At 63.9% G+C, this 24,641-nt stretch carries 23 protein-coding genes; 8 read left to right on the forward strand and 15 right to left on the reverse strand.

The window, feature by feature from the left end:
• Window positions 1–160: 160 nt before the first annotated feature.
• The gene (locus AC59HU_RS03425) at window positions 161–493 is read right to left on the reverse strand and encodes a hypothetical protein (RefSeq protein ID WP_497221928.1); all 333 of its coding nucleotides are present in this window, start codon (window positions 491–493) and stop codon (window positions 161–163) included.
• Between the two features lie 154 nt (window positions 494–647).
• Between AC59HU_RS03425 and AC59HU_RS03430 the strand changes: the two genes are divergently transcribed.
• Window positions 648–857: a hypothetical protein gene (locus tag AC59HU_RS03430; protein WP_497221929.1), complete on the forward strand. Its 210-nt coding sequence runs from the start codon at window positions 648–650 to the stop codon at window positions 855–857.
• Window positions 858–926: 69 nt separating this feature from the next.
• Here the strand turns inward: AC59HU_RS03430 and AC59HU_RS03435 are convergent, their stop codons facing one another.
• Window positions 927–1,244 (reverse strand): XRE family transcriptional regulator, encoded by a 318-nt coding sequence (locus tag AC59HU_RS03435; RefSeq protein ID WP_497221930.1) that lies wholly within the window; start codon window positions 1,242–1,244, stop codon window positions 927–929.
• A gap of 260 nt (window positions 1,245–1,504) precedes the next feature.
• Between AC59HU_RS03435 and proA the strand changes: the two genes are divergently transcribed.
• Window positions 1,505–8,143, forward strand: a complete 6,639-nt coding sequence (gene proA / locus AC59HU_RS03440) for an anti-phage protein ProA (RefSeq protein WP_497221931.1) — start codon at window positions 1,505–1,507, stop codon at window positions 8,141–8,143.
• Window positions 8,144–8,301: 158 nt separating this feature from the next.
• Here proA and AC59HU_RS03445 read toward each other — a convergent pair whose 3' ends face one another.
• The 3 genes from AC59HU_RS03445 to AC59HU_RS03455 form a co-directional block, all read right to left on the reverse strand.
• Entirely contained in the window at window positions 8,302–9,363 is a 1,062-nt protein-coding gene (locus tag AC59HU_RS03445) for an Ltp family lipoprotein (protein WP_497221932.1), read from the reverse strand.
• 147 nt (window positions 9,364–9,510) lie between these two features.
• Window positions 9,511–9,984, reverse strand: coding sequence for a hypothetical protein (locus tag AC59HU_RS03450; RefSeq protein WP_497221933.1), 474 nt, complete (start codon window positions 9,982–9,984; stop codon window positions 9,511–9,513).
• A 12-nt stretch (window positions 9,985–9,996) separates the two neighbouring features.
• Entirely contained in the window at window positions 9,997–11,103 is a 1,107-nt protein-coding gene (locus AC59HU_RS03455; protein WP_497221934.1) for a type I restriction endonuclease, read from the reverse strand.
• Between the two features lie 292 nt (window positions 11,104–11,395).
• On the opposite strand from AC59HU_RS03455, the gene AC59HU_RS03460 reads away from it, so the two are divergent.
• Window positions 11,396–12,298 (forward strand): SRA domain-containing endonuclease, encoded by a 903-nt coding sequence (locus AC59HU_RS03460; protein ID WP_497221935.1) that lies wholly within the window; start codon window positions 11,396–11,398, stop codon window positions 12,296–12,298.
• 11 nt (window positions 12,299–12,309) lie between these two features.
• Here AC59HU_RS03460 and AC59HU_RS03465 read toward each other — a convergent pair whose 3' ends face one another.
• Complete coding sequence (locus AC59HU_RS03465) at window positions 12,310–12,699, reverse strand: (deoxy)nucleoside triphosphate pyrophosphohydrolase (RefSeq protein WP_497221936.1); 390 nt, start codon at window positions 12,697–12,699, stop codon at window positions 12,310–12,312.
• A gap of 499 nt (window positions 12,700–13,198) precedes the next feature.
• Here AC59HU_RS03465 and AC59HU_RS03470 point away from each other — a divergent pair, with 499 nt between their 5' ends.
• Window positions 13,199–13,348 (forward strand): hypothetical protein, encoded by a 150-nt coding sequence (locus AC59HU_RS03470; RefSeq protein ID WP_497221937.1) that lies wholly within the window; start codon window positions 13,199–13,201, stop codon window positions 13,346–13,348.
• Here the strand turns inward: AC59HU_RS03470 and AC59HU_RS03475 are convergent, their stop codons facing one another.
• Together AC59HU_RS03475 and AC59HU_RS03480 are read right to left on the reverse strand one after the other, a co-directional pair.
• The gene (locus tag AC59HU_RS03475; RefSeq protein WP_497221938.1) at window positions 13,349–15,154 is read right to left on the reverse strand and encodes a DNA/RNA helicase domain-containing protein; all 1,806 of its coding nucleotides are present in this window, start codon (window positions 15,152–15,154) and stop codon (window positions 13,349–13,351) included.
• Complete coding sequence (locus AC59HU_RS03480) at window positions 15,141–15,461, reverse strand: nucleotide pyrophosphohydrolase (protein WP_497221939.1); 321 nt, start codon at window positions 15,459–15,461, stop codon at window positions 15,141–15,143. Before AC59HU_RS03480 ends, AC59HU_RS03475 begins: the two co-directional genes overlap by 14 nt.
• A gap of 192 nt (window positions 15,462–15,653) precedes the next feature.
• Here AC59HU_RS03480 and AC59HU_RS03485 point away from each other — a divergent pair, with 192 nt between their 5' ends.
• The 3 genes from AC59HU_RS03485 to AC59HU_RS03495 all read left to right on the forward strand — a co-directional run bounded on the left by AC59HU_RS03485 (window position 15,654) and on the right by AC59HU_RS03495 (window position 17,697).
• The gene (locus AC59HU_RS03485) at window positions 15,654–16,661 is read left to right on the forward strand and encodes a G5 domain-containing protein (protein ID WP_497221940.1); all 1,008 of its coding nucleotides are present in this window, start codon (window positions 15,654–15,656) and stop codon (window positions 16,659–16,661) included.
• 154 nt (window positions 16,662–16,815) lie between these two features.
• A complete protein-coding gene (locus tag AC59HU_RS03490; protein WP_497221941.1) occupies window positions 16,816–17,388 on the forward strand; it encodes a hypothetical protein in 573 nt (190 codons plus the stop codon).
• 21 nt (window positions 17,389–17,409) lie between these two features.
• Entirely contained in the window at window positions 17,410–17,697 is a 288-nt protein-coding gene (locus tag AC59HU_RS03495; RefSeq protein ID WP_497221942.1) for an immunity protein CdiI family protein, read from the forward strand.
• A 101-nt stretch (window positions 17,698–17,798) separates the two neighbouring features.
• Here AC59HU_RS03495 and AC59HU_RS03500 read toward each other — a convergent pair whose 3' ends face one another.
• From AC59HU_RS03500 to AC59HU_RS03515, 4 genes are all read right to left on the reverse strand, one after another.
• Window positions 17,799–18,251, reverse strand: a complete 453-nt coding sequence (locus AC59HU_RS03500) for a hypothetical protein (protein ID WP_497221943.1) — start codon at window positions 18,249–18,251, stop codon at window positions 17,799–17,801.
• 106 nt (window positions 18,252–18,357) lie between these two features.
• Window positions 18,358–18,672, reverse strand: coding sequence for an excalibur calcium-binding domain-containing protein (locus AC59HU_RS03505; RefSeq protein ID WP_497221944.1), 315 nt, complete (start codon window positions 18,670–18,672; stop codon window positions 18,358–18,360).
• Window positions 18,570–20,981, reverse strand: a complete 2,412-nt coding sequence (locus AC59HU_RS03510) for a hypothetical protein (RefSeq protein WP_497221945.1) — start codon at window positions 20,979–20,981, stop codon at window positions 18,570–18,572. Before AC59HU_RS03510 ends, AC59HU_RS03505 begins: the two co-directional genes overlap by 103 nt.
• A gap of 505 nt (window positions 20,982–21,486) precedes the next feature.
• On the reverse strand, window positions 21,487–22,218 hold the full coding sequence (locus AC59HU_RS03515) for an SDR family oxidoreductase (RefSeq protein ID WP_497221946.1): 732 nt from the start codon (window positions 22,216–22,218) through the stop codon (window positions 21,487–21,489).
• A 159-nt stretch (window positions 22,219–22,377) separates the two neighbouring features.
• Here AC59HU_RS03515 and AC59HU_RS03520 point away from each other — a divergent pair, with 159 nt between their 5' ends.
• Window positions 22,378–22,797, forward strand: a complete 420-nt coding sequence (locus AC59HU_RS03520) for a MerR family transcriptional regulator (protein ID WP_497221947.1) — start codon at window positions 22,378–22,380, stop codon at window positions 22,795–22,797.
• A gap of 55 nt (window positions 22,798–22,852) precedes the next feature.
• On the opposite strand, the gene AC59HU_RS03525 is transcribed toward AC59HU_RS03520, so the two are convergent.
• The 3 genes from AC59HU_RS03525 to AC59HU_RS03535 all read right to left on the reverse strand — a co-directional run bounded on the left by AC59HU_RS03525 (window position 22,853) and on the right by AC59HU_RS03535 (window position 24,535).
• The gene (locus tag AC59HU_RS03525) at window positions 22,853–23,305 is read right to left on the reverse strand and encodes a hypothetical protein (RefSeq protein WP_497221948.1); all 453 of its coding nucleotides are present in this window, start codon (window positions 23,303–23,305) and stop codon (window positions 22,853–22,855) included.
• 129 nt (window positions 23,306–23,434) lie between these two features.
• Window positions 23,435–23,890: a hypothetical protein gene (locus AC59HU_RS03530; protein WP_497221949.1), complete on the reverse strand. Its 456-nt coding sequence runs from the start codon at window positions 23,888–23,890 to the stop codon at window positions 23,435–23,437.
• A 114-nt stretch (window positions 23,891–24,004) separates the two neighbouring features.
• Entirely contained in the window at window positions 24,005–24,535 is a 531-nt protein-coding gene (locus AC59HU_RS03535; RefSeq protein WP_497221950.1) for a hypothetical protein, read from the reverse strand.
• Window positions 24,536–24,641 lie beyond the last annotated feature (106 nt).

Raw genomic sequence — 24,641 nt, forward strand, 5'->3', positions numbered from 1 at the left:
CGCTTGGAGCCACAGTCCCCCGCCCGCTGTGCGGGCTCCCGCCAGGCCCGCTGCCTGTGGCTCCAACCGGACAACCCTTCCACCCCGCCCTCGACTTCGTCGCCGGAGGGGGGTGCCCCTCTGCTTTGTCGGTGGTGTCGGGTCTGCGCCCTCCGTCTCGCTAGGTGATCCGGATGCGGTGCAGCACGTCACCCGCGCCCGTCGCCACCTCGAGTGCCCGCACCCCATCCCGTACCGGCCCGGTGAACCCCACGATCACCTCCTCGGGCAACACCATCCCGCCCGAGGTCGTGGCCACCCACTCGTACCCCCGCCCGCCGTCGTCGCGGAGCGAGAGCTCGAGCCCGGTGAGCTCCTTTCCCACGCCTTCGCCCAGCCCCACCATCCGAACGACGACTTGCTCGGGCCACAGCTCGACGAATGAGAACACGTACCGTTCCCCGCCCGGCAACTCCCCCACCCGGTCGACGACGATCAGTATCGGCTTGTCCATGGTTCGGTGTCCTTTCGTGTGATCAGACCCCGCATTTTCTCCTCCGCGACGAACCATAGCCGCCCATTCCAGACGTGTCCCAGCGCGCAAGCACGGGACGCCCATTCCGCGGGCAGCCTCCACCTCGGCCCCGATCGCGAGTAGCGTCACCCTCATGACAAGCAGAGCCGGGCGCCTGGCGCTCATCATCATCGGTGTCGTCGCTCTGCTGATCGGCATCGTCTTCGCCGGCCAGGGCGCGAACCTCATCCCCGGCAGCTCGATGACGGGAGACCGCACCTGGCTCTGGATCGGCCTGGTGCTCGCGGTCGTCGGCGTCGTTCTGATCGTCATCGGGTCTCGACGGCGGCGGATCGACCGCTGACACGACGCGGACCTGCACACCCGCCTCATCGGCGGCGAACAGGGCCGAGACGGCCGCCTCAGATCACCATCAGCTGGCGAGCGTGAAGCTGCGGTCGCCGAAGTCAGCGACCACTCGAACATGTCCTCCGAGTGCCGCGATGTAGTTCTTGATGGTGTCCAACTCGAATGACTCCAGCTGTCCGCGCTCGATCGCAGACACGCGACGCTGCGACACCCCCATCGTCTTGCTGAGCTCCGATTGCGTCAGAGCAGCCTGCTTGCGCAGCGCCACGAGCTGGTAGGCGAGCACCTCTGCCTCAGCGGCGCCGCGTGCGGCGGCGACGCGCTCCGGATCACGGTCGAGCTTCGCTTGTGTCTGTTCCCAACTGACCGGCTTCTCAACCATGGTCCTCACCTCTCCCGACACTTCCATCGACCATGCGATTCCTCCCGACGAGCAGCAACTTCAGCAACGAGCATGCTCGGATGGAGAGGCAGGTCCGTCTGAGCATTTTGTACTCATCGATTGGCGCGCAGCCGAGTCGAGACGCCACCAGCGTCGTCAGCTGTAGCGGAGACATCCGCCGAAGCTATGCTCGACACACGCAGTGACGACGTGCCCGTGCGCTGCGAGTTCGTTCGCCGTACAGCGCCGGGAGTTACTCGATGGAGTCCAGCAAGAATCGCGAGCTCGTCGCTCGCGCCCTCGAGATCACCATCTCCGGGCTGCAGCCGTTCGTCGAAGACGTGTTGCGGCCGCGACTCAACGCCGGAGTCCCCTGGACAGCCGTACTCGAACTGAAGGACACGCAGAAGGGGATCGTCGGCAAGGAGTATTCGCCTGACGACCTCTCCGTGCTGCTTCGCGTGCTGACCGAGAACCTAGGCGAGCGCCTTCAGTACCCGTTCGCCGAGAGGCTCTCCCGTCGCGGGCAGAACTACGCGCAAGAGCTTCGCGAGGTGCGCAACGCCTGGGCCCACCACCGCGAGTTCACTACCCTCGACACAACCAGGGCGCTCCAGACGGTCGAGCTGCTGCTCACCGCGATCGGGGATGCGAGCGGCGCTCAGCAGATCCGAGACCTCAGCGACCAGGCGGGCCAGGCAGCGCCAGAGGCAATCGCACCACCGGAAGCAGTCGCAGCACCAGCGGCTGTCCCAACCGACGAGCACGATCTGCCGCTAGATGTGCCGGCAGCGGCACCAGAGCTCGTTCAAGCCCCCGAGCACACCGCCCCCGACACTCGACCCACCACCCTCACCCTTGAACTCACGACCGCCGGCATCGTCAGCTACGCCCTGGCGAACGCCCGCCTCTCGGCACTCGAGTCCGTGACCATCACGAACCCTGGCGCGATGCTCCGGGGCGCATCGCTCGAAATCGAGGCCACCGACGCCTTCGGCTCCCTGGGAGCCCCGAGCACCACCCTCATCGACCTCGCCGAGCACGCGACGGTCACGCTCTCCGAGCTCAGCCTCTTCCTCGACCCGGCGAAGATGCTCGCCGTCGACGAACAGCGTCCCGGCCGCATCACCGCGCGCTTGACTGACGCCGACGGGACGACGCTCGCCGAGGCCTCGTCCGATGTCGACGTCCTGGCAGCGTCGCAGTGGCGCACCGACCCTGTCCAGCTCGCCCTGGAGCTTCTGCCCGCCTACGTGCAGCCCAACGCAGCATCCATCCAGCCCCTCCTCCGGGAGGCCGGCACACTTCTCGAGAAGCGCACCGGCGACCGCAGCATGACGGGCTACCAGCTCGAAGACCCGAAGCGAGTGGATGCCACGGTCGAGGCGATCTACGAGACCATGCGTTCGCGGCGCATCCGGTACGCCGAGCCTCCCGCCAGTTGGTCGAGCACCGGCCAGAAGGTGCGTACCCCGGCCGAGGTGCTCGAGGGTCAGGTCGGCACGTGCCTCGACACGACGGTCGTTCTCGCCGCAGCTCTCGAGCAGGCAGGCATCAATTCGACCCTGTGGATCTTCGACGGCCACGCGTTCCTCGGGTACTGGCGTCAGAACAGCGAGATGGGCTCTGTGGTCGACGCGGAACCCGCCGATCTGCTCAACCGCGTCGCGCTGGGCCAGATCGTGCTCATCGAGACCACCGCCGTCACCGACTCCCGAGCCGGCGACTTCGACGCCGCCAAGCGGGCAGCACTCCCGCGCGTCGAGGGCGCGGCGAGCACCTTCATCGGCGTGGTCGACGTGGGCGCAGCACGTTCGGCGAGCATCTTCCCGCTCCCTTCTCGTTCCGTCGATGCCGACGGCACCGTCGTGGTCACCGAGTACCGGGTCGCGGCGAGAGTCGCCTTGCGCGACGGCCGGGAGATCGCCCCGACCACCGCCGACAACAGCACGAAGGTCGCCGCCCCGGCACGGGTCGCGCAATGGAAGAACTCGCTCCTCGATCTGAGTCTCCGCAACCGCCTGATCAACTTCACCGACCGCGCCGGCTACTCCCTGGCCGTGCCGAGTGGCGCCCTCGCGCACCTCGAAGACCAGATCAACTCGGGCATCCAGCTGTCGCTGCGGCCGTCGAACGCGGTCGGTGCCGTCGATCGCGAACGCAAGATCCAGTTCGGCCGCGATCTCCCCGACGACACCCGCGCGCAGTTGCTCGCCGACCGCAGGGAGGCGTTCATCGACATCACCGAGGAGTCGTACGCCACCAAGCTCCGCTACCTCGCCTACAAGGCGAAGACGATCGTGGAAGAGACGGGCGCGAACAACCTCTATCTCGCATTCGGGATGCTGCACTGGACGTTCAACGACCGCGAACTCCGTTCTCCGCTCATCCTGGTTCCCGTGACGCTGACGACGGCCAACCGCGGGTCGCTCTATCGCCTTACGCTCGACGAGTCCGGCGCATCCACACCTAACTACTGCCTGCTCGAGAAGCTCTCGCAGGCCTACGATCTCAAGATCCCCGGTCTTGCCGATCCGGATCAGGATGGCGCGGGCATCGACCTGCAGGCCGCCTTCACCGCCACCCGCCAGGCCATGCTCGATGCGCACCTCCCGTTCCGGGTCGAGGACACCGTCAGTCTGGGCATCCTCCAGTTCGCGAAGTTCCGGCTCTGGAAAGATCTCGACGAAAACTGGGAATCGCTCGCCGGCAACCCGCTCGTGAAACACCTGATCGAGACGCCCACGGCGGCATTCGTCGACCCCGTGCCGGCCGCGACGGCCGAGAACGCCGTCGACCTCGACACGCTGAGCGCCCAATGCCCGGTTCCCGCCGACTCCTCGCAGCTGGAAGCGGTCGCCGAGGCCGCGCACGGGCGAACCTTCGTGCTCGAGGGCCCTCCCGGGACGGGAAAGTCACAGACCATCACGAACCTTCTGGCGAAGGCCCTCACCGATGGCAAACGCGTGCTGTTCGTGGCCGAGAAGCGTGCCGCCCTCAGCGTCGTGCAGCGGCGGCTCGAAGAGATCGGTCTCGGCCCGTTCTCCCTCGATCTGCACGACAAGGGCGCTCGGCCGGCCGTGGTGCGCGCGCAGATCAAGTCTGCTCTCGAACACCGCGTCACGACCGACGGGGCCGCTCTCAGCACGAACCTCGAGATCGCGAACTCCAACCGCCGCAGCCTGTCGCGGTACGCCGACCGCCTCCACGAGAGCAACCCGGCGGGACTGTCGCTCTACTCTGCGCGCACGGGCGAGTTGGCGGCCGACGCGTTCGTGCCGGAACTGCCGGTGCCGGCCGCACTGATCGCGGGTGGTTCGCCCGACGACTTCGACTCGATCCGGACGGCCCTTCGCGACCTCCCCGAGACAGCCGACTATGCGCGGCCGCAGCGGGTGAATTCGTGGGGGTTCGTCGTCGACAGGCCGGAGGCGCCTATCGATCCGGTCGTCACGCACGCGGCGGCACAGGAACTTGACCGCGCACTTGCAGCCACCCTCGACGCGGGAGTCCCGTTCGAGTTCCTCGCGCTCGCGCACTCCCCCGAACAGCTCGCCGACTGGTCGCGCATCGACGGCTACCAGCGCGAGGCTCCCACGACGATCGATGCGGCCGGAGACCAGACGGGACCGAGCCCCTGGAACCAGGCCGCCACGTCCGTGATCGAACAGCTCGCCGCTCTCGTTCAGACGCCACCGGTCTGGCTGCAGCAAGCGACTCCGGATGCGGTCGCTCTCGACCTGGCCGACATCCACGCCGAGGCTATTGCCGCCGATCAGTCGGGCTTCTTCGGCCGCAAGAAGCGGCGGCGCGCGATCGTGGCGAGGCTGGCACCGGTGCTGCGGTCGCCGGACGCCGTCGATCTCAAGCAGCTCTCGACCTTAACCGGACAGATCTCCGAGTGGGCCGGGTACCTGCACACGCTCCGGGCCACCGCTCAGCAGCTCGAGGGCGTGCGCATCGCCGCCGACTGGAACCCCCTGCGACCGGATGATGCCGAGTCGGTGAGCAGCCAGATCGCCTGGCTCCGCTGGGTCGGATCGACGATCGGCGTGCGGCCCGGAGAAGACGTCGGTGCCTTCACCGCCGAGTGCCGTCGCCGGTACGAGACGACCGCGCCTGACGCCAACCGCTCTGCTTCGATGGCCTCTCTCGCAACAGCGTGGGCAGGTCTGATCGCTGCGGCGCGCACGACGGCGAGCGACCTAGCGTCTTGGGCTGCGTCGGCACAGACATCGGCTCCGACACAGACGCTGACCCCGACGCAGTCACAGACGCCGGCATGCCCCGGCTTCTTCTCCACCTGGGCGGCGACTCGCGCCGGCCGAAACCTCGACTCACCGACACCCGTCACCCTGGAACGCTGGCTCGCATTCTCGCGAGCCCTCGAGCCCCTGCGGCGCCGAGGCTTGTCCGACGCAGTGCAGGCCCTCCTCACCGGTGCGCTCTCGGCTGACGACGCCCGCCTGTCGTTCGAGAAGGGACTCGCCGCGGCATCCGTCGCCGAGCGCGAGCAGAACACCGGCCTCGTCGACTTCGACCCCACCGCCCACAACCGCTCCATCGAACGCTTCACCACGAGTGCACTCGCGATTCGGGCCGAGCTGCCGAACGCCATCCCTGCTCACGTCCTGAGCTTGCGGCGCTTCGACTCGTCCGCGCCTGCCGGGCAGGTCGGTCTGCTGCGCCGTCAGCTCGAGCGTCAGCGGGGTGGGATGAGCGTGCGCACCCTGCTGGACACGTTCGGCGAGCTGATCACGCAGATCCTGCCCATCACACTGATGTCGCCCGAGTCTGTCGCGCGCTTCTTCCCCGCGAAGCCTGGCCTGTTCGACATCGTGGTGTTCGACGAGGCCTCGCAGATCAGGGTGGCGGATGCGGTGGGCGCGATGGGCAGGGCGGCCTCGGTGGTCGTGGTGGGCGACAGCAAGCAGATGCCTCCGACGAGCTTCGGAGAGACGGCGATCGACGCTGACGAGGAGGTCGAACTCCTGACTGAGGCGGTGCCCGACGAGGAGTCGATCCTCTCGGAGTGCGTGCAGTCGCAGGTGCCGAGCAAATGGCTCTCCTGGCACTACCGCAGTCAGGACGAGTCGCTCATCTCGTTCAGCAATCACCACTACTACGAAAGCCGGCTGTCGTCGTTCCCGGCGCCGCTGCGGTCGGCCGAGCGCTCGTCGCTGGACGGCTACGGGGTCTCGATGGTGCGGGTGAACGGCACCTTCAACCGCTCGGGCAAGGGCAAGGAGCTGCGCACGAACCGCATCGAGGCCGAGGCGATCGTGGCCGAGATCCGGCGCCGGTTCGACGCGGCCTCGGCTGTGCAGCCGGATGTCGGGGCAGCCGACTTCGAAGCTCCCTCCCTGGGAGTCGTGACGTTCAACGCCCAACAGCGCGACTTCATCGAGAACTTACTTCGCGACACCGGCGACGAGCGAATTCTGAATGCCCTCGACCACGACAGCGAGGGACTGTTCGTGAAGAACCTCGAGAACGTGCAGGGCGACGAGCGCGACGCCATCCTGTTCTCGATCGCGTTCAGCGTGAACGAGAAGGGTTTCCTCCCGCTCAACTTTGGCCCGCTGCAGCGTGCCGGTGGTGAGCGCCGCCTCAACGTGGCGGTCACGCGGGCGCGCCGTCAGGTGCTGTTGTTCGCGAGCTTCGACCCGTCGGAACTCCGCGCCGAGCAGACCAGCTCGGTCGGAGTGAAGCACCTGAAGTCGTACCTGGAGATGGCGGCCAGCGGGTCGGAAGCCCTCGAGGCCGACCCCCGCCGCACGGCGATCTTCGACCGCCACCGAGACGACATCGCTGCAGAACTGCGGATGCGCGGCCTCGCGGTGAAAACGGACGTCGGCCTCTCCGACTTCCGTGTCGACCTGAGTATCGCCCCGGCCGACACCCCTGACCGCCCTGTGCTGGCGGTGTTGCTCGACGGCGACTCGTGGAGATCCCGCCGAACGGTGTCCGACCGCGACGGCCTCCCGATCGAGGTCCTGAAGAACCTGATGCACTGGCCTGCGGTGGAGCGCGTGTGGCTGCCGGAGTGGTTGCACGGCCGCGAGGCGGTGCTCGACCGCCTCGAACTGGCGATCGCCGACGTGCAGGCGGCCGCCGGCAACGGCGATCAGCTCGCCCGCGTCGACTCGATGGTCGAGCAGGCGCTCGGGGACGATGCGGAGATTGACACTCCCGCCTCGACTGCAGCAGCGTTCGCACTCCCCGGAGAAGCGCCAATCTGCGGCGACGACCTCGCCGCAGCGGATGCTCCCAACCTCTTCAAGAACCTGGCGAGCGCACCTACCGCTCAGCGCTCCGTCATCGACGACCTCATCGAGCCCTACATCCCGTGGATCCCGCGAAGGGTCGGTTCGATCGCCGTCCTAGACGCGCTCCCCCGTCTCGACGCCGCCCGAGCGGTGGAGGCCGTCATCCGCGAGATCGTGGCGACGGAAGGCCCAGTGCACCTGGTGAGGCTGGCGAAGCTCGTGGCGGCGGCGTTCGACCTCAACAAAGTCGCCCAATCCCGAGCGATAGCCATCCTGAACTTCGTGCCGCCCGAGATGAAGGCCCGCTCAACCGAGCCCTTCGCCTGGCCGACCGACCTCGACCCCGCAACGTGGCGCCGAGCGCGCGACTCGCAGCGGGGCGAAGCCCGCCCCCTCGATCACGTCTCACTCGTCGAGATCGCAAACGCAATGTCAATCGTCTCGGAAGCCTCGGCAGGTCTTGCGGAGCCCGACCTGAAGCGCGAGGCACTATCAGTCTTCGGTGGCAAACGCATGACGGAGGCGATCGGTACCCGCCTCGACGCCGCTCTCGTCTGGGGCCTCGAAAACGGTCGCTTGCACCGCACGGACTTGGGTATCATCCGGTCAGCGAGTCTGAACTGGAGCTAGACCGTCGCAAAACACCCCGCCGCTCCCGGATTTGGAAAGAGTGAATCTGCGGTCGCCGCGGTCAGAGACCAGTCGAACTTGGCTATCGAGCGCTGCGACAGACCCATGATCGCGGCGGATGATGCAACCCAAGCATCAAGCGGTCGCTTCGTCGGCTCCTATTGATAGGTGTCCCTCACGGCGGCGGCTGCTTGGTCCTCAGTGAAGCCATCGAACAAGAGCTGGCTTGCCAGTCCGGACTGGGAGAAGGATCCATTTGCGAGGTATGACTCGGCTTTTTTGGCCGCCTGCTCAGCCCAATCAGCACGGACGTTGGCTACCGCGCGCTCTGATTCCTGTTGAGTAAATCCTTCTGAGACGAGCTGGCCGAGCAGGCCTCTTCTAGAGAAAGCGATATGCGCGAGGTAGTCACCGGCCTTTTTCGCGGCCTGTTCGTCCCAAGCTGCGCCCACGTTCGCCGCGGCAAATTCCGCATCTTCGACGGCGAAGCCCTCCGACGCCAGCTGATTGACTAGGCCCCTCTTGGAGAAGGCGGTGTACCGGAGGTAGTCCCGCGCCTTTGCGAGCGCATTGCGCTGACCAGGTGAGATGTCTGACGTGAGGGGGGCAACAGTCTTATCAGTGACGGCTGAGTCAACCGGGGTAGCCGATCGCTGCGAGCTGGCGAAGACCGAAGTCTTTGGCGGGAGTTCCGGCAGGGGCCCGAGTGAGCTCTTGATGAACTCCGGCTGCTCGGTAAGGCTTCTGAGTAGCTCTGACAGCCCAGCGTCATCGATGGAATTGATTTGAAAGCGGGGCACACCGTGCAGTCCATTAGGAATGTATTGGCTGTCTACCCCCGGCAGAAGTACAAGTCGCACCTTTCTGAGAAAAGCATCTCGATTCGCGGAGTAGATACTGCGGAGCGAGTCAGCCTCCGCCGCGGCGCCACCTCCCGTACTGGGATTGCCGCCGCCATCCCACGCTAGCCGCCAGCTGTCAGACACCACGACGAGCACAACGTCACACTCCGTGATGCGGTTCGGGCCCCAACGAGTCCAGTCAACAGGATCAGTTAGGTGATAAAGATCGACGTCAGCATCGATCCCGTTGTTTCGAAGCACCGTCGCCAAGTCGAAGACTGAGTTCCTACGAGCTTCAATCTCCGGCGGTGACCAGTCCGGGTCGACGTGCGCCCAGGAGATGAACGCTGAAGGATGACGTCGTTGAGAGTCAGACACACTTCATTTTGACTGGTCCGGCATGAAGATGCCGGGGCTTAGCGTCGGAGCGTCGGCCATGCAACGTGCACTGGATCTCGTGAGGCAGTGACGAGCCCTTTCGGATGCATCTCATCGACAGCGTCAGCGAACTCCGCGGAGACTGACTCAGAATGCTCCGGCACCTGGCTCAAGGGCCGGAAGAGAACTCCGCGAACGATTTAGTTGCTGTATCTCAACCCACAGCTCTTCGCGCAGCCCCATGAGTTCGATGACATAACCGTCAGGTCGCTGAGCACTTCGCTCGAGGTAACGGTTGCACGCCAACTTCATCGAGGCGAGGGCTTCCTGCAGATCCCTAGAGCGCCCAACGGACCGGCGAGCGATGTCTATCTCACCGCGAACCGTCACGACGCTCCTCGCGACGCGTCCGAAATCGTCTGTGGAATAGGCATCACGAATAGGCACTGGGGCATCAACCGCGATGAACGCCCGACGTTCGTAAATCTGCCGGATCAACGCCCCTACGGCCTGATCCTCCAACCGCCGGAAGGTCACCAGGTAGGTGCCGCCGGCGATGAGCCCAGTGAGGGCGGCGCCGATGGCAACCACCACCAGGTCTGGCCCGAACGAGTCCCACATCCCGACGAGCGCCTATGCAGAGTGCAGGCGAACGGCAGCCCGGATGGCCTCCGCGTGCTCGTAGATCTCATCGAGGGATTCGATGGGAATCTTGGTCTCGGCCTTCTCTGCGTCAAAGACCCCGAGGTACTTCTGCTTCTTGCCGTTGAACCAGAGACGCGCGATCGGTTTGCGATTGTTGTCGTCCAGAAGCACTGCGAAATACGACTTCGCATCCCGATGGACAACTCTCTGCGGCTTTACCTCGGCGCATGCAATCGCCTTAACGATCTGGTATCCCTCGAGCTCTTCGAGGGTGGTCTCGATCTCATCGGCATTGTGTTCAAGATCTTGATCTGCCACGGGCTGACTCTGGACCGCGAATCCACCTCCATCGACGGCCGCTGACGGTGCGGAGAGTGTAGTCGCGCCGAGCGCGGTCTTGAGTCGTTCGTTCACTCGCTCATTGAGAAATTGCCGGGCAGCTTTACCCACCAAGGTGGTGAATTGCGTACGCACCTTCTGCGTGTAGGCCCCGTCGTAGACCCGAGAGGTGAAGAATTTGATCCACTCGTCCGACGGCTCCCGGAACTGCGCTGCGATTTCTCGCTTGAGCGCCCCCACGTACTTCAGCTCCTCTGCAGCACTGATGACCGAGTCGAGATCGAACACGTCCTTCGTGAGCTTCTTCAGCTCCGGGATGAGCGTCTCGTCGATGTCTGAAAGGTCAAGCACGAGGAACGGCTTCTCGTCCATTCGGTTCGGAGCGTCCAGGTCGGTATAGAAGTTGTAGACCTGCCCGTTCGTCAGAACGGCGATGCGAGCGTTCGTGACCGCAAAGTACCGGAACAACTGCGAAGCATGCTCGAGCTTCAGCTGACTCGTCGCCGTCTTGCATTCGATGAGGATCTGGACTTCGCCCTCGCGCATGATCGCGTAGTCGATCTTCTCGCCGCGCTTCAAACCTAGATCGGCGGTGAACTCGGGCACGACCTCCAGTGGATTGAAGACGTCGTACCCGAGGATCGTTGAGATGAACGGCATGATGAACGCGTTCTTCGTGGCTTCTTCAGTCTGGATCGCATCGCGCTGGTTCTGCACCTTCGCAGCAAGCGCGACAAGACGTTCTTCGAACTCCATAGTTCTCCCCCGGGGTCAATTAGCTCGACGCTACAGGACAAGTGTCGAAGCGGCGTTCCGCGCCGTACCCCTAGTTCGCGTGTCGTCCGAGACCCGTGCCGGTCTCGATCATTCGCTGGCGCGCCCGGCGACGGGCTACTTCGCAGAACTCGGCGGCGCCCCGCTTGTCGTCCAAAGTTCCGCCGTGAGGATTGACCCCTGTGGAGATGGGCGGACAGTATTCTAAGCGTCCGATCGATAGCAGTTTGAGTAGTCGATACTCACTGGCGATAGTCTGACCACAGGGGGCACGGTGGATTGGAAAACAGGCGTCGGCGAGGTGATGACTAGGCGCGCAGTCCATGCGCTCTACGGGGGCCAACAGCAACAAGGCATTTCAACGCCTGCGAACTCGGACGACATTCTCGTGTTCACAGACCCTGCGAAGGGCGCTAGGTACGGCTATGACCTTCACGAGGGCGCCCGTGAAGACGGAATATACGCCTACACCGGCGAAGGGCGCCTCCGGGACCAGACATTGACACGCGGGAACCTCGCGCTGCTGAACTCGGTTCCGCTCGGAAAGACGATTCGCCTCTTTCGCACGGACAAGACTCTCGCCACTTACGTCGGTTCGTTCACACTTGACGATCCGCCATATATTCGGCAGGCCATCCCCGATGAGTCTGGAGCAATCCGCGAGGGCATCATTTTCAACCTCGTACCGATCGAAGCAGAGATTGAACGGCTTCCAACCGTGGGTCGCCACCAGGTTCTTCAACTTGAGACAAGTGAGTGGAAGGCGCCGCTCTTCGATCCATACGCGCTCAATACATCGCCCGGCATCGCGAGCACGGCGTCGAGGGTTGAATTCGAGCTGCAAGCTGCTTTCGGCGAGTGGCGACAAGCCAAAGGGCATAATCTGCAGCGACTTAAGATTCCCATCGGTGGGAATTTCGTCGAACCAGATCTTTTCGATGCAACAACGTCCGAACTTTTTGAGGCCAAAAAATCAGCGGCTCGCAAATACGTACGGACCGCAATCGGGCAAGTGCTCGACTACGCCCACAACGCGAATCTCCTCAAATTACGAGCACGGCCGGCGATTTTGCTACCAAGCAGGCCCGCACCCGACCTTCTAGAGCTTTGCGCAAGACTCTCAATCAGCGTCTACGCGCGCGATGGTTCGCAGTTCGCTCAGCTCGCCACGAAGTAGCTCCTCGCCTGTCACCATTCTGAAATCTTGCGGACCATCGGAAGATCGGGCGTGGCCCAGTCCAGCTCCATTACGTCCGCAGGGCTGAGCCAAGCTAGGGCGTCGTGATCAGCGCTACTCGACGGCGCGTTTGAGGTCAGTTTCACCTCGTAACAAGCAAGATCAATCGATAACGACCCCACCAGCGTCGATGAACGGTCAAGCAGATTTCCGACCACAACATCAACTGCGAGTTCCTCTGAGACTTCTCGCCGTAGCGCTTCCCGCGGATCCTCTCCGGACTCAACCTTCCCGCCGGGAAACTCCCATTTGCCAGCTGCTGATTTACCTGGCGAGCGCCGGCACGCCAGGATGCGGCCGTCTTTCATGAAGACAGCGGCTACTACTTCGAGATCAGTCACGATGTCTAGCGTTGCGTAGTCAGAGCGAAGACACCACAACCCGTCTCAAGCACCTCGCGTGCTAGACCAAATCGGCCCGAAGCCAGAGGGCATCAGCACAGTCTTCTGAGCAAGCCTTCAGTGGCATTATCCGAAGTGCTTTCGGCACCCGAATCCCGCAATTTCGGCACCGCCGAAGGTCCCCCGCTGCATAACCACGATGAACCAGCAAATCACTCCAACCAGCTTCGGGCCCATCAGCACGGTATTGCTCGGCCTCGTAGAGCGACTTTGCCAAGTCCTTCGAATCAGACTTGGGGTCCGGATCGTTGACCCAACCGGATAGCAGATGAATCAGAGCTTCCTCGGCGCACAGACCATCATGGTGCGCACGTCGCTTGAACTCAGTGGCGAGATACGTCGGAACACGTACGGAAGAGAAGAGCGAAGGTGTCATACCACCTATCTTAAGCGGTGGATGTACACCCTGCAAGTGGCGCACCTCTGACAGCATTGGTCAATGCCTAATCAGCCCAAGACGCCGCACAAGTCTTTCCGGATTCCTCCCGAGCTCTACTCGGCGGCGCAGGCGAAGGCTGCACGGCAGGGGCGCACGTTGACCGATGTGGTGAAGGAGCTGCTTCAGGCCTACGTCGATTCGGTCGACTGACTAAGCAGGGACTTTCGCGACAAACTGACTCAGATGGTTTCGAAGCGCTGCGTCGTGCACGTAAACGTAGGTGCCGCGCATACCTCGCGTGAGCAGCACCGCGTAGACGTTCTGGATGTACCAAAGCAGGTCGTCGTCGGAGTAGACCCGGCCGAGGGCCCTGTTCGCCTCTTTGCCCTTCTTGTCGAAGTACGAGGCACGGTCGACGACAATGCGGCCGGTTGCCGTGTCGAAGCGGAGGTCGGGGCCGATGATCACGCCGGCGTAGTTGAGGTCGTAGCCCTGTACGGTGTGGATCGAACCGACCTCGTCGAGAGAACCTGGCGACGCGATCCAGTCGGTCTGAGTGCTGTTCCAGCGCATCCGGAAGTCGCCGATCTCGATGTCGTGGCCCGGCTTGTCGCCCTTCGTCCTCCACTCCCAGGCGTAGCCCGCGACCAGGCGCGAGAGGCCGACCTCGCGGTCTCGGCGCACGATTTCGGCACGCATCTCGGAGACGTCGTCGAACATCCGGAAGTCGTAGTCGCCGAAGTCCGGGACGGACGCGGTGGACAATGGTCCCGACGCCGGGTCGGCACCGAGCATCCGCCTCACATGGCCGACGTAGTCGGAACCCGCGCGCACCCTCATCTGCGAGAGGAGGGGGTGGTGATGGTCGGTTGACTTCGCATCGGCTACAAGCCGCTGCAGAGTCTCGATCGGGATGTCGGCCGGCTTCACGCTCTGGGCGGGGTCGACCAGGAATATTTGGTGGGCGGTTTTGGCCATGATCCAGTCGAGCTGCGTCTTCGAGGTGTCGTCATGGCCGAAGAGCCTCGTTGTGATCTCGCGGAACTTTGTGTTCAGCTTCGCCGCCGGCTGATTTGCGCGCTGGTTCAAGCGATGCGTCTCGTCGACGATGAGCAGGTCGAAGTCGGTCGCCGACTCCCCCACGTCGAATGCGGTCAGGACCATCGACGGATCGAGACCGGGGGTCTTGCGGAAGACCTTCTGCACCGATTTGCGGAGCGACTGCTGCGGGATAACGAAGCCGATGCGCAGGTCGCGGAGGAGCATCCGGTGCTCGTCAGTGAAGAACTCGGAGAAGAGGGAGTCGCCGTCGTCGTCGAGGGCGTCGAGGGGTGTGGATGCGCGGATGTCGGCCAGCAGCTTGAGCAGGTAAATCGCGACCACTGTCTTGCCGGTACCGGGATCGCCCTGGATGACCGTGGTGCTGCGCTCGCTGCTGCGGAGGTCGTCGAAAAGGCTCCTCACCACGCCCTCGACGGCGAAGGCCTGATCGTCGGTGAGCGACTTGAACGGGCTCAACTTGAACAGGTCGCTGTTGATGATCTCGGGAATGGTTCGAGTGAAGACACCGTCCAGCTTCAGGCGGTCGAAGATGTCGTCGAAACGCTCCTGGTAGAACGCGCGGTTGTAGTAGTCGGCGTTTACGATTCCGTCGTTGCGGTTCAGTACCTCGAAGGCGCCGTCTCCGCTGAGCATCTCGATCAGGAACGACTCGAGGTCGAGGCACGCTGACTTGTTGAAGGTCTCGTCGAGGATGACGCGCAGGTTGGTGAGTCGACTGCGTTCGATGCTTGCGAGATGCTGGCGCATGCGCGTGGCCACGTTGAGAGATTCGCCGACGTAGATCCCGCGGCGGGCCGGCTCGGCGCTTCGCCTGGGCGTTCGGCCGGGGTTCGCCTTGTCCTCGTCGAGGATGTAGACGACGGGCCAGTTCGAAACGCGCTTGTCTCCGCTCTGCGCCCAGATGCCGACCTCCGTCTTGTCGAATGGGAGGCGGACGATCTCAGAGTTGGTCATACTTCGTCGAGGTTCCGCGCGCCTTGTCTACGGGGTACTTCTCGCGGGTTTTCGCGAGCTTCGTGCGGATGAGGTCTTCGGAGTTCGTGCCGAGGCGTGCTGCCAGGAGGTAGCAATAGGTGAGGACGTCTGCGAGCTCGTCCTGGACTCGGGACTCGTCCGCATCCGGTGACCACTGGAAGAGCTCGAGCAGTTCGGCGGCCTCGATCGAGATGCTCTTCGCCAGGTTCTCGGGGGTGTGGAACTGGGCCCAATCCCGCTCGGACACGAATGCGGCTAGGTCGTCGTGGACGGAAGGGGTGGCCATTTCGACAGGCTAGCAGCGGGCTGATCTGTGCGTCCCTGGCACGGCGGTCGGCCCGACGATTGCGCCCTGAAGTGGGGGCATCGGTCGATCGTCGACAGCTGTAGCCTTCTCGTCTGGGGGAATCACGGTCTGTTCCATTGAGTTCGTGGCGCGTTCCTCGACCCGCATAGAAACGATCCGATTGAGACGATGATGACGCCTTCCACCCCGCCCGCCGGCTGGTATCCGGACCCCAACAACGCTGGCCAGCAACGCTACTGGGACGGAGCTGCGTGGACCCAGTTCTCGACGGAGCAGGGACCAGCCGCGTCAGCCGTGTCAGCGCCGCTCTCATCAGCCGGTGGATCCGCCGAGGGCTCGGGCAAATGGCGCCCGACCCTCAGCACCTGGATCACAGCCGCGATCGCACTGCTCGTCTCCATCATCGGCATCGGGACGAACGGCTTCGGAGGCTTCCTCGTCGGCATATCACTCTTCGGTCTCGGTGCCGGCATCTGGACGGTCGCTCGCCTCCGTCCCAGTTGGCTCAATCTGCCGCGCACTCGCCGAGCCGGATGGGTGACCGTCGGGGTGTCTGCTGCGGTCCTGCTTCTCGGCGCAGCCATCGCACCTCATCCGCAACCGATCAGTCAGGCCCAGAGCGTCAAGGCCGACACGTCGATCGCGGCGCCAGCGACGACGAGTCAGACACCCGAGCCCACAGCCGTACCGAAGAAGACTGAGACTCCGACGCCGAGCCCAACCCCCGTCAAGACCGTTCAGCTCGCCGAGACCTCCGAGCAGGTGGCGTTCGGGCAGTCCAGCTACGAAGACCCGAATGTCGACGCCGGCACCAACGTGGTCGTCACGGCCGGGACGCCCGGGACGAAAGTGTCGAAGTGGGAGATCACTCTTATCGACGGCGTCGAAGCGTCCCGCACTCTGGTCTCCGAGACTGTGACTGTCGCCCCTGTCGACGAAGTCACGGCCATCGGCACCCACCAGGCACCACCTCCCCCGGCTGCTGCACCCGAGCCGGCACCGGATGCGGGGGGAAATTGCGACCCCAACTACGCCGGCAAGTGCGTGCCCATCGCATCTGACGTGGACTGCGCGGGTGGCAGCGGTAATGGCCCGGCCTATGTGTCGGGGCCGGTGCAGGTCGTGGGCAGCGACATCTACGACCTCGACCGCGACGGCGACGGGATCGGCTGCGAGTAACGCTCGCCCAGTGTTCTTTGATCCGAGGTTCGGGTAGCGCCGAACCTCGCGGCTTAGCCGCGCACCGTCACCAGAGAACCCGCTCATTGCTGAGGATTCCTCGCAGGCGTAGCGTTGAAGCAACGGGCGGTAGGTCACGACGCAAGGAGTGATCGTGGACACCAGAAGAATCACCATCGCAATCGTTGGGCTGGCCGTGGCGGGTATCACCACCATCGGTATGGCACCCGCCGCTCAGGCGGAAGGCATGGACCCGCTGTCGACAGCGCAAGTTGTGAGTGTGAACGGCTCCTCGGACCTTGATCCGGGGACAATCGCTCTCTGTAATGCGGGCTTCGGAGATGTCAGCGTCAAAAGCTACGAGTCCGCGGAACTGGGGCACATCGATCTCTTCTGCGGGGACTCGGCGAGCGGGTACGTGCACATTCGGGAGCAGCACGAAGACGACTGGCAGACGCAACTCGATGGTTTGGGTGGCGGCACCAATTGGGACGATTGGATGGAGTACCAGGTCTCCTCCGCCGTGATGACGCCGGCTAGCGGCTACCCGATCTACATCGGCAACGACAAGGCCTGCTACACGGCACCCATTGTCATCGTCGACTCTCGTGGCAACGCCGTGGACACCTACTACCCGACTGTGATCGTCTCGATGAACAACAAGAAGGTCATCACTGCCATACCGACGACTGCCAAAGTGGCCAACAACTGCGTGAACGCAAACTAGTGGCGACGGAAGGGATTGATGGTGCGAGAGATCATCGTTTCAGTCGACTACGGCCAGGGCTGGCCACTGTCGGACATCATGTGGAAGCCCGAAGACAAGCCCGACTGGCCCGCGATCCTCTCCCCCGAGCTGATCGAACGACTTGACGCTTGGGGTGATTTCTTCGACAAACACGCCGATCCCGGGACGTCACTGTTCGGCTCGGAGGAGCTGCGCAGGTGGTTCGACCTCGAGGGCGTGCGCCTTCGCGACGCGCTCGAAGCAGAGGCCGGGCATCTGTATACGTTCCGCTTGCGCCTCTGGTTCTGACGGGCGCAATAGCCCGCGGCCACGGACCGCGACTGGGTGCTCGAAGGCAAGGCGACGGCCGCAGCTCCGCGATCTTCGGGGTTCGCGCAGAACCTCCTGGTCTAGGAGCCTGATCTGCTGGGGTTTGGCGCCCCAGCTCGTCGACCGCAAGTGGCGGTCGCTACGAACGCCGTGATGGCGATAGCGACGCCCATACCCACGATGGTCCATGGGTTCTCGAGGTTCGAGGGGCCCGAGTAGAAGAGGAGAAGGGCGACGTAGCCTCCCAGACCTGAGCCCAGACCGATGAGCAGGTTGCGGTGGCCAGCGCGAAGCCTCAGCCGACGATCGAAGAGCGCCACCGCGCCAACGGCGAAGAGCCCGGCAACGAAACCGCACCCCACGCCGACAAAGCCCGTGACCAAAGAGCTGGCGAGGACCAATGGGAAGTAGACATCCCCGACCGGAAGCTGCGCTTGATAGACGACGCTGCTCAGCGCTCCGAGAATGCCGCCGGCCGCCCCACCGATCGCCACCGCGGCGACCCACAGGCGCAGGAATCGTTGCCAGGTCATGGGGACAGGGTAGAGGCCCTCGGACCAGATGGCAGCCCTTAGTGGACTTTTGCTCAGTTTAACGATGATCAAGACAAGGCAGGTCCTCGCCGGTCGCGTCGAGGACCTACTCGCAGGCGATCCCGTCGCCGTCGCGATCTATCTCCGACGAGTAGCGCGGCTCGCCGGCGTAGGTCGGGTCCATGCCAGCGGCTCGCGCGGCGGCGCAGTTCAGGGAGTGCCCTCTGCGGGAGCGGGCTCTAGTTAGGGTCAATTCCTTTGACGGCCGCCGCCGCCCGGGCAGCGTCACCCCCGTAGCCGAGATGATCGGCAGACGAGTCAATGCCCTGCCGATCTCGCCTGCTCCGGTGTCCTTGACGAGTCGCTTCCCTCCATTAGCCCGCCGAACGTCGGCTTGCGGCGATTGGGAATACCCGCCCACATTCGACTGAACTCGCTCTCGTACCGCCGGGACAAGCGCAGGAACTCGTTCGGCTCGGCAAACTTGGCACCGGCGATTATGTACTGAGGAACTCCAATTGGAGGCAGGTCAGTCCAGTCGTAATTAGACGGGCGAGTCTGTACGTGCATCGTGTCTCGGGGACCGATTAATACATGTTTGCTCCGACCCCACTCATCGGAAGACATCCCGGATCTCCAGATGGTTACTCGAATCAATCCGAGACTTTCGAGATCGCGGACAGCCCGACCTACCGCCTCAATCGCAGATTCCATCCGAGCGATCTCCGGTGAATTCCGCCGATAGTGAGCGAAGTCATTGCGTACCTGGGGAACGTTCGCATCCACTAGCGATTGGTTGACTAACTTCAACGTGGCGACGATTCTTTCCTGGCTGCCGCTGGTCAAATCCAGGAAGGGAATGCTGTGCAGAAACGGAAACGACTTCAGATCGGTCTTCCCGTGATAGTCCGGGAGCGCTTTCGCCTCCCTCTCAAAATCGGCCGGGGCGTCACGAACCCCGCCGAGGTGCTTGCCGAGAATTCCGAAGCCTCGCACCAGTTGGTGCAGTGAAAGTTGCGCTGACGTGAAGTCGAAGACCTCGGATTCGTTCTTCGACTCGGCGTGAATATGTTGCAACAGGGCCAGTCCACACGCCCGGTCGCCCTCATCGTCATACCTAAAGGGATACTTCGCAGAAACATGGTCATTCAGAAGTGCCCAGGTTGCAAAGGCGAGCGAGTCGGCAAGAAGGCCTTCGAGCTCTCGGAAGTAGTCGGTGGCGAGGTGGGCAAGTGCGTCGAAATCGACTACTCCCGCTACGACAGCGGACCGGGTTCGATTCCCAAGGGCATGATGCCTCGCCCAGAACCGCTCGGAGAGATCCTCCCTCGGGGGCACATCGAATCCGAGTTTCCAGAGTAGGGCCTGCACTATTTGCTCGTCGTCCATGCCGTCCGCGTCCAAAATCCCAACATATTCACAAGCCGCAATGACGTTGCTTCGACGAGCCAGGACCAGCTGACGGAGGGCTTCATCGGGAGCAGAACTTCGAACAAACTCTTCGAGGCGCTCAGCAGTGTCTTCACCTTCGGTGTGCCGAAGTTGCCACTCCAGCTCGCTGATTTCTTCGACTTTCTCGCCGTACAGCTTCGTGATTAAGTTCCGTTCACGAAGAGCCGAGAAGCCCGCATCGTCGCCCACGAATCGCACACCAAGGTTTCCTAATTCCGGTCGAAGGCGGAATGCGCCGGAGTGCACCTCTCCGTAGATAACGGGCTTCCGCACGTCGCCGATCGGAATTTGAATGGTGCCATTCGAGACGAGCAGATCAAGCGCACTGATCAGATCTGACTCTTTGGTCAAAAAAGCGAGTTGCATCATTTGCGCTCGACTTAGGACCGCAACGGTATCGGACGCTTTCGTGACTTCGAGAAACGAGCCAACCCTGGCGCGCAGCGAGGCGCTGCCTCCATCAAAAAGTCTTTCAATGAGTGCGCGAAGCTCCGCGTCAGACAGGCAGTCCCCGACGAGTGCCACGACCGTCCCGGCTCGATGATCGGAGTAAACCGCGGAAATTAGGCCGGTTATGTGTTCTGCGAACCCCCACCAGTCCGCTCCGTCGGAGTCCGCGTCCAACAAATCGTGAACCTTCGAACGAAGCTTGTTGACCGGGGCTTCGTATGAGGTCGTCAAATGGATGGGGTGGAGGCGGCCACACTGCAAATCCGAACAGTGATAGGCGGGGACACGACGAGAGAACCGAACCGAACGACCACTCTCGCTGACAAGCAAGCCAAATGGCCCAGTTACTAGAGATCCGTACTGGAACACGCCAGGCGAGACATCCGACAGCAGCTGAGAGGTCTCGGTCACGGTGAGAACGTCCTTGGGCTCGTCATGGCGCTTGGCAAACGCGTCGTAGAATTCCCGGCCGTACGTGAACGGGAAACGAATCTGGCCGGCGTCGAGTTGAGCGTTGACTGCATTCTTGAGACGCTCGGGAACAATGTTCTCGATGTCGAGAAATAAGTTGGCGTTTCCGATGGACAAAGCGGTCATTAGATGCGCCTCTTTCGCCGGCACGTTTTCCTTGCGGATAAGACGATCCTTCATTGCAACACCAGCTTCGGAAAGCTGAAGAGCCGCGTTCAGCTCGCTTGGCACTTGGTAATCATCCGCGATGATGCAATCGGCCAGAATCTCGATCAGGTCGCAGACCTTCACAAAGCTGCTCTGCCATTCGCGATCCGAATATTTCGCGTCCAGCTCCTTGGCTGACAATCCAGTCATTTGTTGTACCCCCACCTGAGACCCTAGAGCTGAGGAGCCGGAGTAAACACCCCTCATTCGGGGCGGAAGCCTGCTCTCGTTCCGGGTCAGGTCCTAACCGCGTTCTAACAAATTCATCGCCCCAGCGATGTATTTGCCCGCACTGATGAACAGCCCGACATGAGCTCTAAATTAGAGGCACTTCGCGACGAGGACACTGCCTACCCGGTGCGATCGCTTTGCGCCCTGGAGGACGTCGAGGAATCGGAGCGTCGCACGAGGCAGCCGCGCAGTAGGCAACATGCGTCAGCAAGGGTCGTGACGTACGGCAATTCGATTTCAGAAAAATTGAGGTCGAACGATGAGGCCTGTCAGCGGAGCAGTCTCGCCTCTAGGTTTCTCCCAAGCGCGCCACCCACCGATAGCAATAGCTCCGATAGATTGCGACCGTCCTGATCTCACGTTGAGCTACACTGACCCGCCGCTGACCGGCACGAACTACGGCCGGCGGCGGGCATTGCATTTATCAGGCGCGGGGCGCGAGTGCCTCGGCGTAGAACTCCAAGGGGTCCTTCGACAGCGACGCCTTCACCAGCCGCGACCAGTCGTCGGCCAGCACCTCGATCGCGCCCGACTCGACGCCGTCGAGGGAGGCGGCCGCCACCGAGCGCGGGGTGATCTTCGGGATGTCGTAGCCGGCCATCATGTCGGTGTCGGCCGCGCCGAGGTGCACGCCCTGCACGAGGGTTCCCTGGCCGGCGAGCTCGAGGCGCACGCCGTTGGTCATGGCCCACTCGGCGGCCTTCGCGACGGCGTAGCCGTTGGCGCCGTTGGTCGAGAACCAGGAGAGGGCCGAGTTGATGTTGACGATCGCTCCCCCGGCGTTGGCCGCCAGGATGGGGGCGAAGGCGCGGATCACACCGAGCGTTCCCCAGAAGTGGGTGTCGAGCTCGCGGCGCGCGCCGGTGAGGTCGTCGGCTCCGAGGAGGTTGGCGCCGGTGGTGATGCCGGCGTTGTTGATGAGGAGGGTGACGTCGGTGGCGTGGGCGGCCGCATCCGTCACCGACTCGTCGTCGAGAAGGTCGAGGCGCAGCAGCTCGACGCGCGGGTCGGTGAACTCGTCGGCCGGGAGCGCCTCGGGGCGACGCACCGCCGCGTAGACCTTGGCGGCGCCGCGCTCGAGCAGCTCGTCGACGAAGCTGCGGCCGATGCCGCGGTTGGCTCCGGTGACCAGGGCGACGGATCCTGCGATGTTCATGGGTGTCCTTTCACGCGGGGCGGTAGCGGGTGCTCTCGCCATCCGTCGTCTACGCTAAGACTTCACGTTGACGTCAAGGGCAAGTCGAGTGGCACGCCAAGGGCGAACAGGGCTCACCCGCGGTGGCGGGCTCGACCCGGCAGAGAGAACGGATGCACGATGAGCGACATGCGGATCGGCGAGCTCGCCGAGCGGGCCGGGGTCAGCACGCGGGCGCTGCGCTACTACGAGGAGCAGGGCATCCTGCACTCGGAGCGCACGCCGAGCGGCCAGCGGGTCTACGGTGAGGCGGACGTGGATCGGGTGCGGCTCATCCAGCACCTGTTCTCGGCGGGGCTCGCGAGTCGCACGATCGCGATCGTCCTGCCGTGCGTCGACAGCGGTCACGCGCCCGCCGAGCTGCTCGGCAGCCTCCACGCCGAGCGCGATCGCATCACGGGCGTGATCGCCGACCTCGAGGAGGCGCGGCGGCGGCTCGACGAGGTCATCGAGCTGACCGAGCACTCGACCCCGGAGCAGTGCGACCGGGTGCGGGACGGTGCCGGGCGCACCGCATCGATTCTGGAGTCGGTCGCCTAGAGGCACGTAGCCGCGGCCTCTGCCGCTGCCGCTGCCGCTGCCGCTGCACCTTCGGTCAAGGCAGCGAGCGTTGCTTCCCGGGCTCGTTTCCGGGGAGCGGAGCACGGCCGGGCCTGTTCTTCCAGACGCTGGCCGCAGAGGCGGCTCCGGCGGCGAGCGCACCCGCCACGCCCACAAAGGCGAAGGGCGCGATGATCCCGCTGAGCGCCTGGAAGACGAGCACGATCGTCGTGCCGAGTGCGGCGCAGAGGGCTCCGACGAGCAGGGACTGCCTGGCCGGGGACTTCGGCATGGGGGCTGTGTGCGCGATCAGGAAGACCACGAGACCGACGAACGCCATCCCGAGGCCGGCCAGGATCGCGATGACGAGAGCGACGAGGATGGTGAAGCCCCAGAAACCGTAGCTGCCGGTGTTCGTGACCGTCAGCGCCACCAAGGAACCGACGAAGACGACACCTCCGGCAACGAGTGCCCCCGTGCCGATGAAGTAACCGAGGATCTTCGTCATCGACTCGCTGTGCGGCGAGCGCGAGGTGGGGCCGGGCGTGCTCTCAGTCGGTCCTGCAGCCATGCGATTCCCCCACGGTCGGCTCGTGAGTGCTCAGGCTAGCGAAAAGCCCCTTCTCGTTCGAGCCGTCTATAGCGGAGCGGAACCCCGGCGACGGACGAGCCAGGTGGCGAGTGCGGCTCCCAGGCTGCCGGCGAGCGCTCCCGCCAGTATCGGGACGAAAAGCAGGGACTCCGCCGTCTGAGCGAGCACGAGAAGCGCGATGCTCACGCCAATCGCGGTATACAGAGCTCCGACCAGCAGAGCGAGACCGATCGGCGAGCGGGGGCTCGGGATCGCGTACGAGAGCGCGAACACGGCGAGTCCGATCACTGCCATCCCGACGACCGCGCCGATCGCGATAACGAGGCTGGTCAAGAGCGGGTACAGCCAGAGGCTGAGGCTGCCTTCCTTCAGGAAAAACATCACCTGGGAGGCGATGAAGGCTCCGGCTCCGGCGGCGAGCGCCGCAGCACCCACGTAATAAGGAGCGATGGCCGTCAGCTCTCTGCGGTGCCGTCGCGCGGTCGCAGGTGATGCATCCAAGGTCGCCCCCGATCGACGGGTGAAGGTTCAGGTTAGCGGGACATGTGTGTGCGGCCTGCTGACCCAGCCGCGGCGCCGGCCTTCGCCAGGGCGTCGGCCTCGGCGCCGCCTCGGTCAGAGCTGCGGTCGCGGCGCGAGAAAGTCCTCATCCGAGAGCGTTTCTCCGGGGTGCTTCACCCCTCCGGGGCGGTTGTTCCAGACACTGCGGGCTGCGCCGACTCCTGCGGCGAGCGCGCCGACCAGCCCCGACCACACGAAGAACGCCAGGACCCCCGTGGTCACCTGGACAACCAGCAGGATTGCCACGCCGATCCCGGCGCAGAGCCCGCCGACGAGAAGAGCTTGTCGCCTCGGAGTCCGCGGGACAGCAGGACCCTTTCGTACGAATAGGAGCACCGCAAGACCAACCACCAGCATCCCGAGCGTGGCCGTGATGCCCATGACGACGCTGAACAACAGGGCGAACCCCCAAAAGCTCAGACTGCCCCCGGTCAGGATGAGCATGGTGACCTGTGACGCCACGAACACTGCCGCCCCCGCCACCAAAGCCCCACTCGCCACGAAGTAGCTCGTGATCCGCGGCGGCGCACCGCTCGCAGCACTCGCCCCCGAGCCCCTCTCGACTCCCCGTACTTCTTCGTCCACGCCATCCCCCAAGGTCAGCCAGCGAACCCCCAGGCTAGCGAACAGGCGCACCCGTCCGAACCGAGGGCCGAAGGCACGAGGCGGGCGCGGGGTGGGTTTCCCCGGC

It is taken from the genome of Herbiconiux sp. 320_LB (assembly GCF_059691755.1).

What these genes read in the sequence shown, in the direction of transcription:
- AC59HU_RS03425 (WP_497221928.1), bottom strand. Translation starts at nt 493, where the DNA reads ATGGACAAGCCGATACTGATCGTCGTCGACCGGGTGGGGGAGTTGCCG.
- AC59HU_RS03430 (WP_497221929.1), top strand. Translation starts at nt 648, where the DNA reads ATGACAAGCAGAGCCGGGCGCCTGGCGCTCATCATCATCGGTGTCGTC.
- AC59HU_RS03435 (WP_497221930.1), bottom strand. Translation starts at nt 1,244, where the DNA reads ATGGTTGAGAAGCCGGTCAGTTGGGAACAGACACAAGCGAAGCTCGAC.
- proA (WP_497221931.1), top strand. Translation starts at nt 1,505, where the DNA reads ATGGAGTCCAGCAAGAATCGCGAGCTCGTCGCTCGCGCCCTCGAGATC.
- AC59HU_RS03450 (WP_497221933.1), bottom strand. Translation starts at nt 9,984, where the DNA reads ATGTGGGACTCGTTCGGGCCAGACCTGGTGGTGGTTGCCATCGGCGCC.
- AC59HU_RS03455 (WP_497221934.1), bottom strand. Translation starts at nt 11,103, where the DNA reads ATGGAGTTCGAAGAACGTCTTGTCGCGCTTGCTGCGAAGGTGCAGAAC.
- AC59HU_RS03470 (WP_497221937.1), top strand. Translation starts at nt 13,199, where the DNA reads ATGCCTAATCAGCCCAAGACGCCGCACAAGTCTTTCCGGATTCCTCCC.
- AC59HU_RS03475 (WP_497221938.1), bottom strand. Translation starts at nt 15,154, where the DNA reads ATGACCAACTCTGAGATCGTCCGCCTCCCATTCGACAAGACGGAGGTC.
- AC59HU_RS03480 (WP_497221939.1), bottom strand. Translation starts at nt 15,461, where the DNA reads ATGGCCACCCCTTCCGTCCACGACGACCTAGCCGCATTCGTGTCCGAG.
- AC59HU_RS03485 (WP_497221940.1), top strand. Translation starts at nt 15,654, where the DNA reads ATGACGCCTTCCACCCCGCCCGCCGGCTGGTATCCGGACCCCAACAAC.
- AC59HU_RS03500 (WP_497221943.1), bottom strand. Translation starts at nt 18,251, where the DNA reads ATGACCTGGCAACGATTCCTGCGCCTGTGGGTCGCCGCGGTGGCGATC.
- AC59HU_RS03510 (WP_497221945.1), bottom strand. Translation starts at nt 20,981, where the DNA reads ATGACTGGATTGTCAGCCAAGGAGCTGGACGCGAAATATTCGGATCGC.
- AC59HU_RS03515 (WP_497221946.1), bottom strand. Translation starts at nt 22,218, where the DNA reads ATGAACATCGCAGGATCCGTCGCCCTGGTCACCGGAGCCAACCGCGGC.
- AC59HU_RS03520 (WP_497221947.1), top strand. Translation starts at nt 22,378, where the DNA reads ATGAGCGACATGCGGATCGGCGAGCTCGCCGAGCGGGCCGGGGTCAGC.
- AC59HU_RS03525 (WP_497221948.1), bottom strand. Translation starts at nt 23,305, where the DNA reads ATGACGAAGATCCTCGGTTACTTCATCGGCACGGGGGCACTCGTTGCC.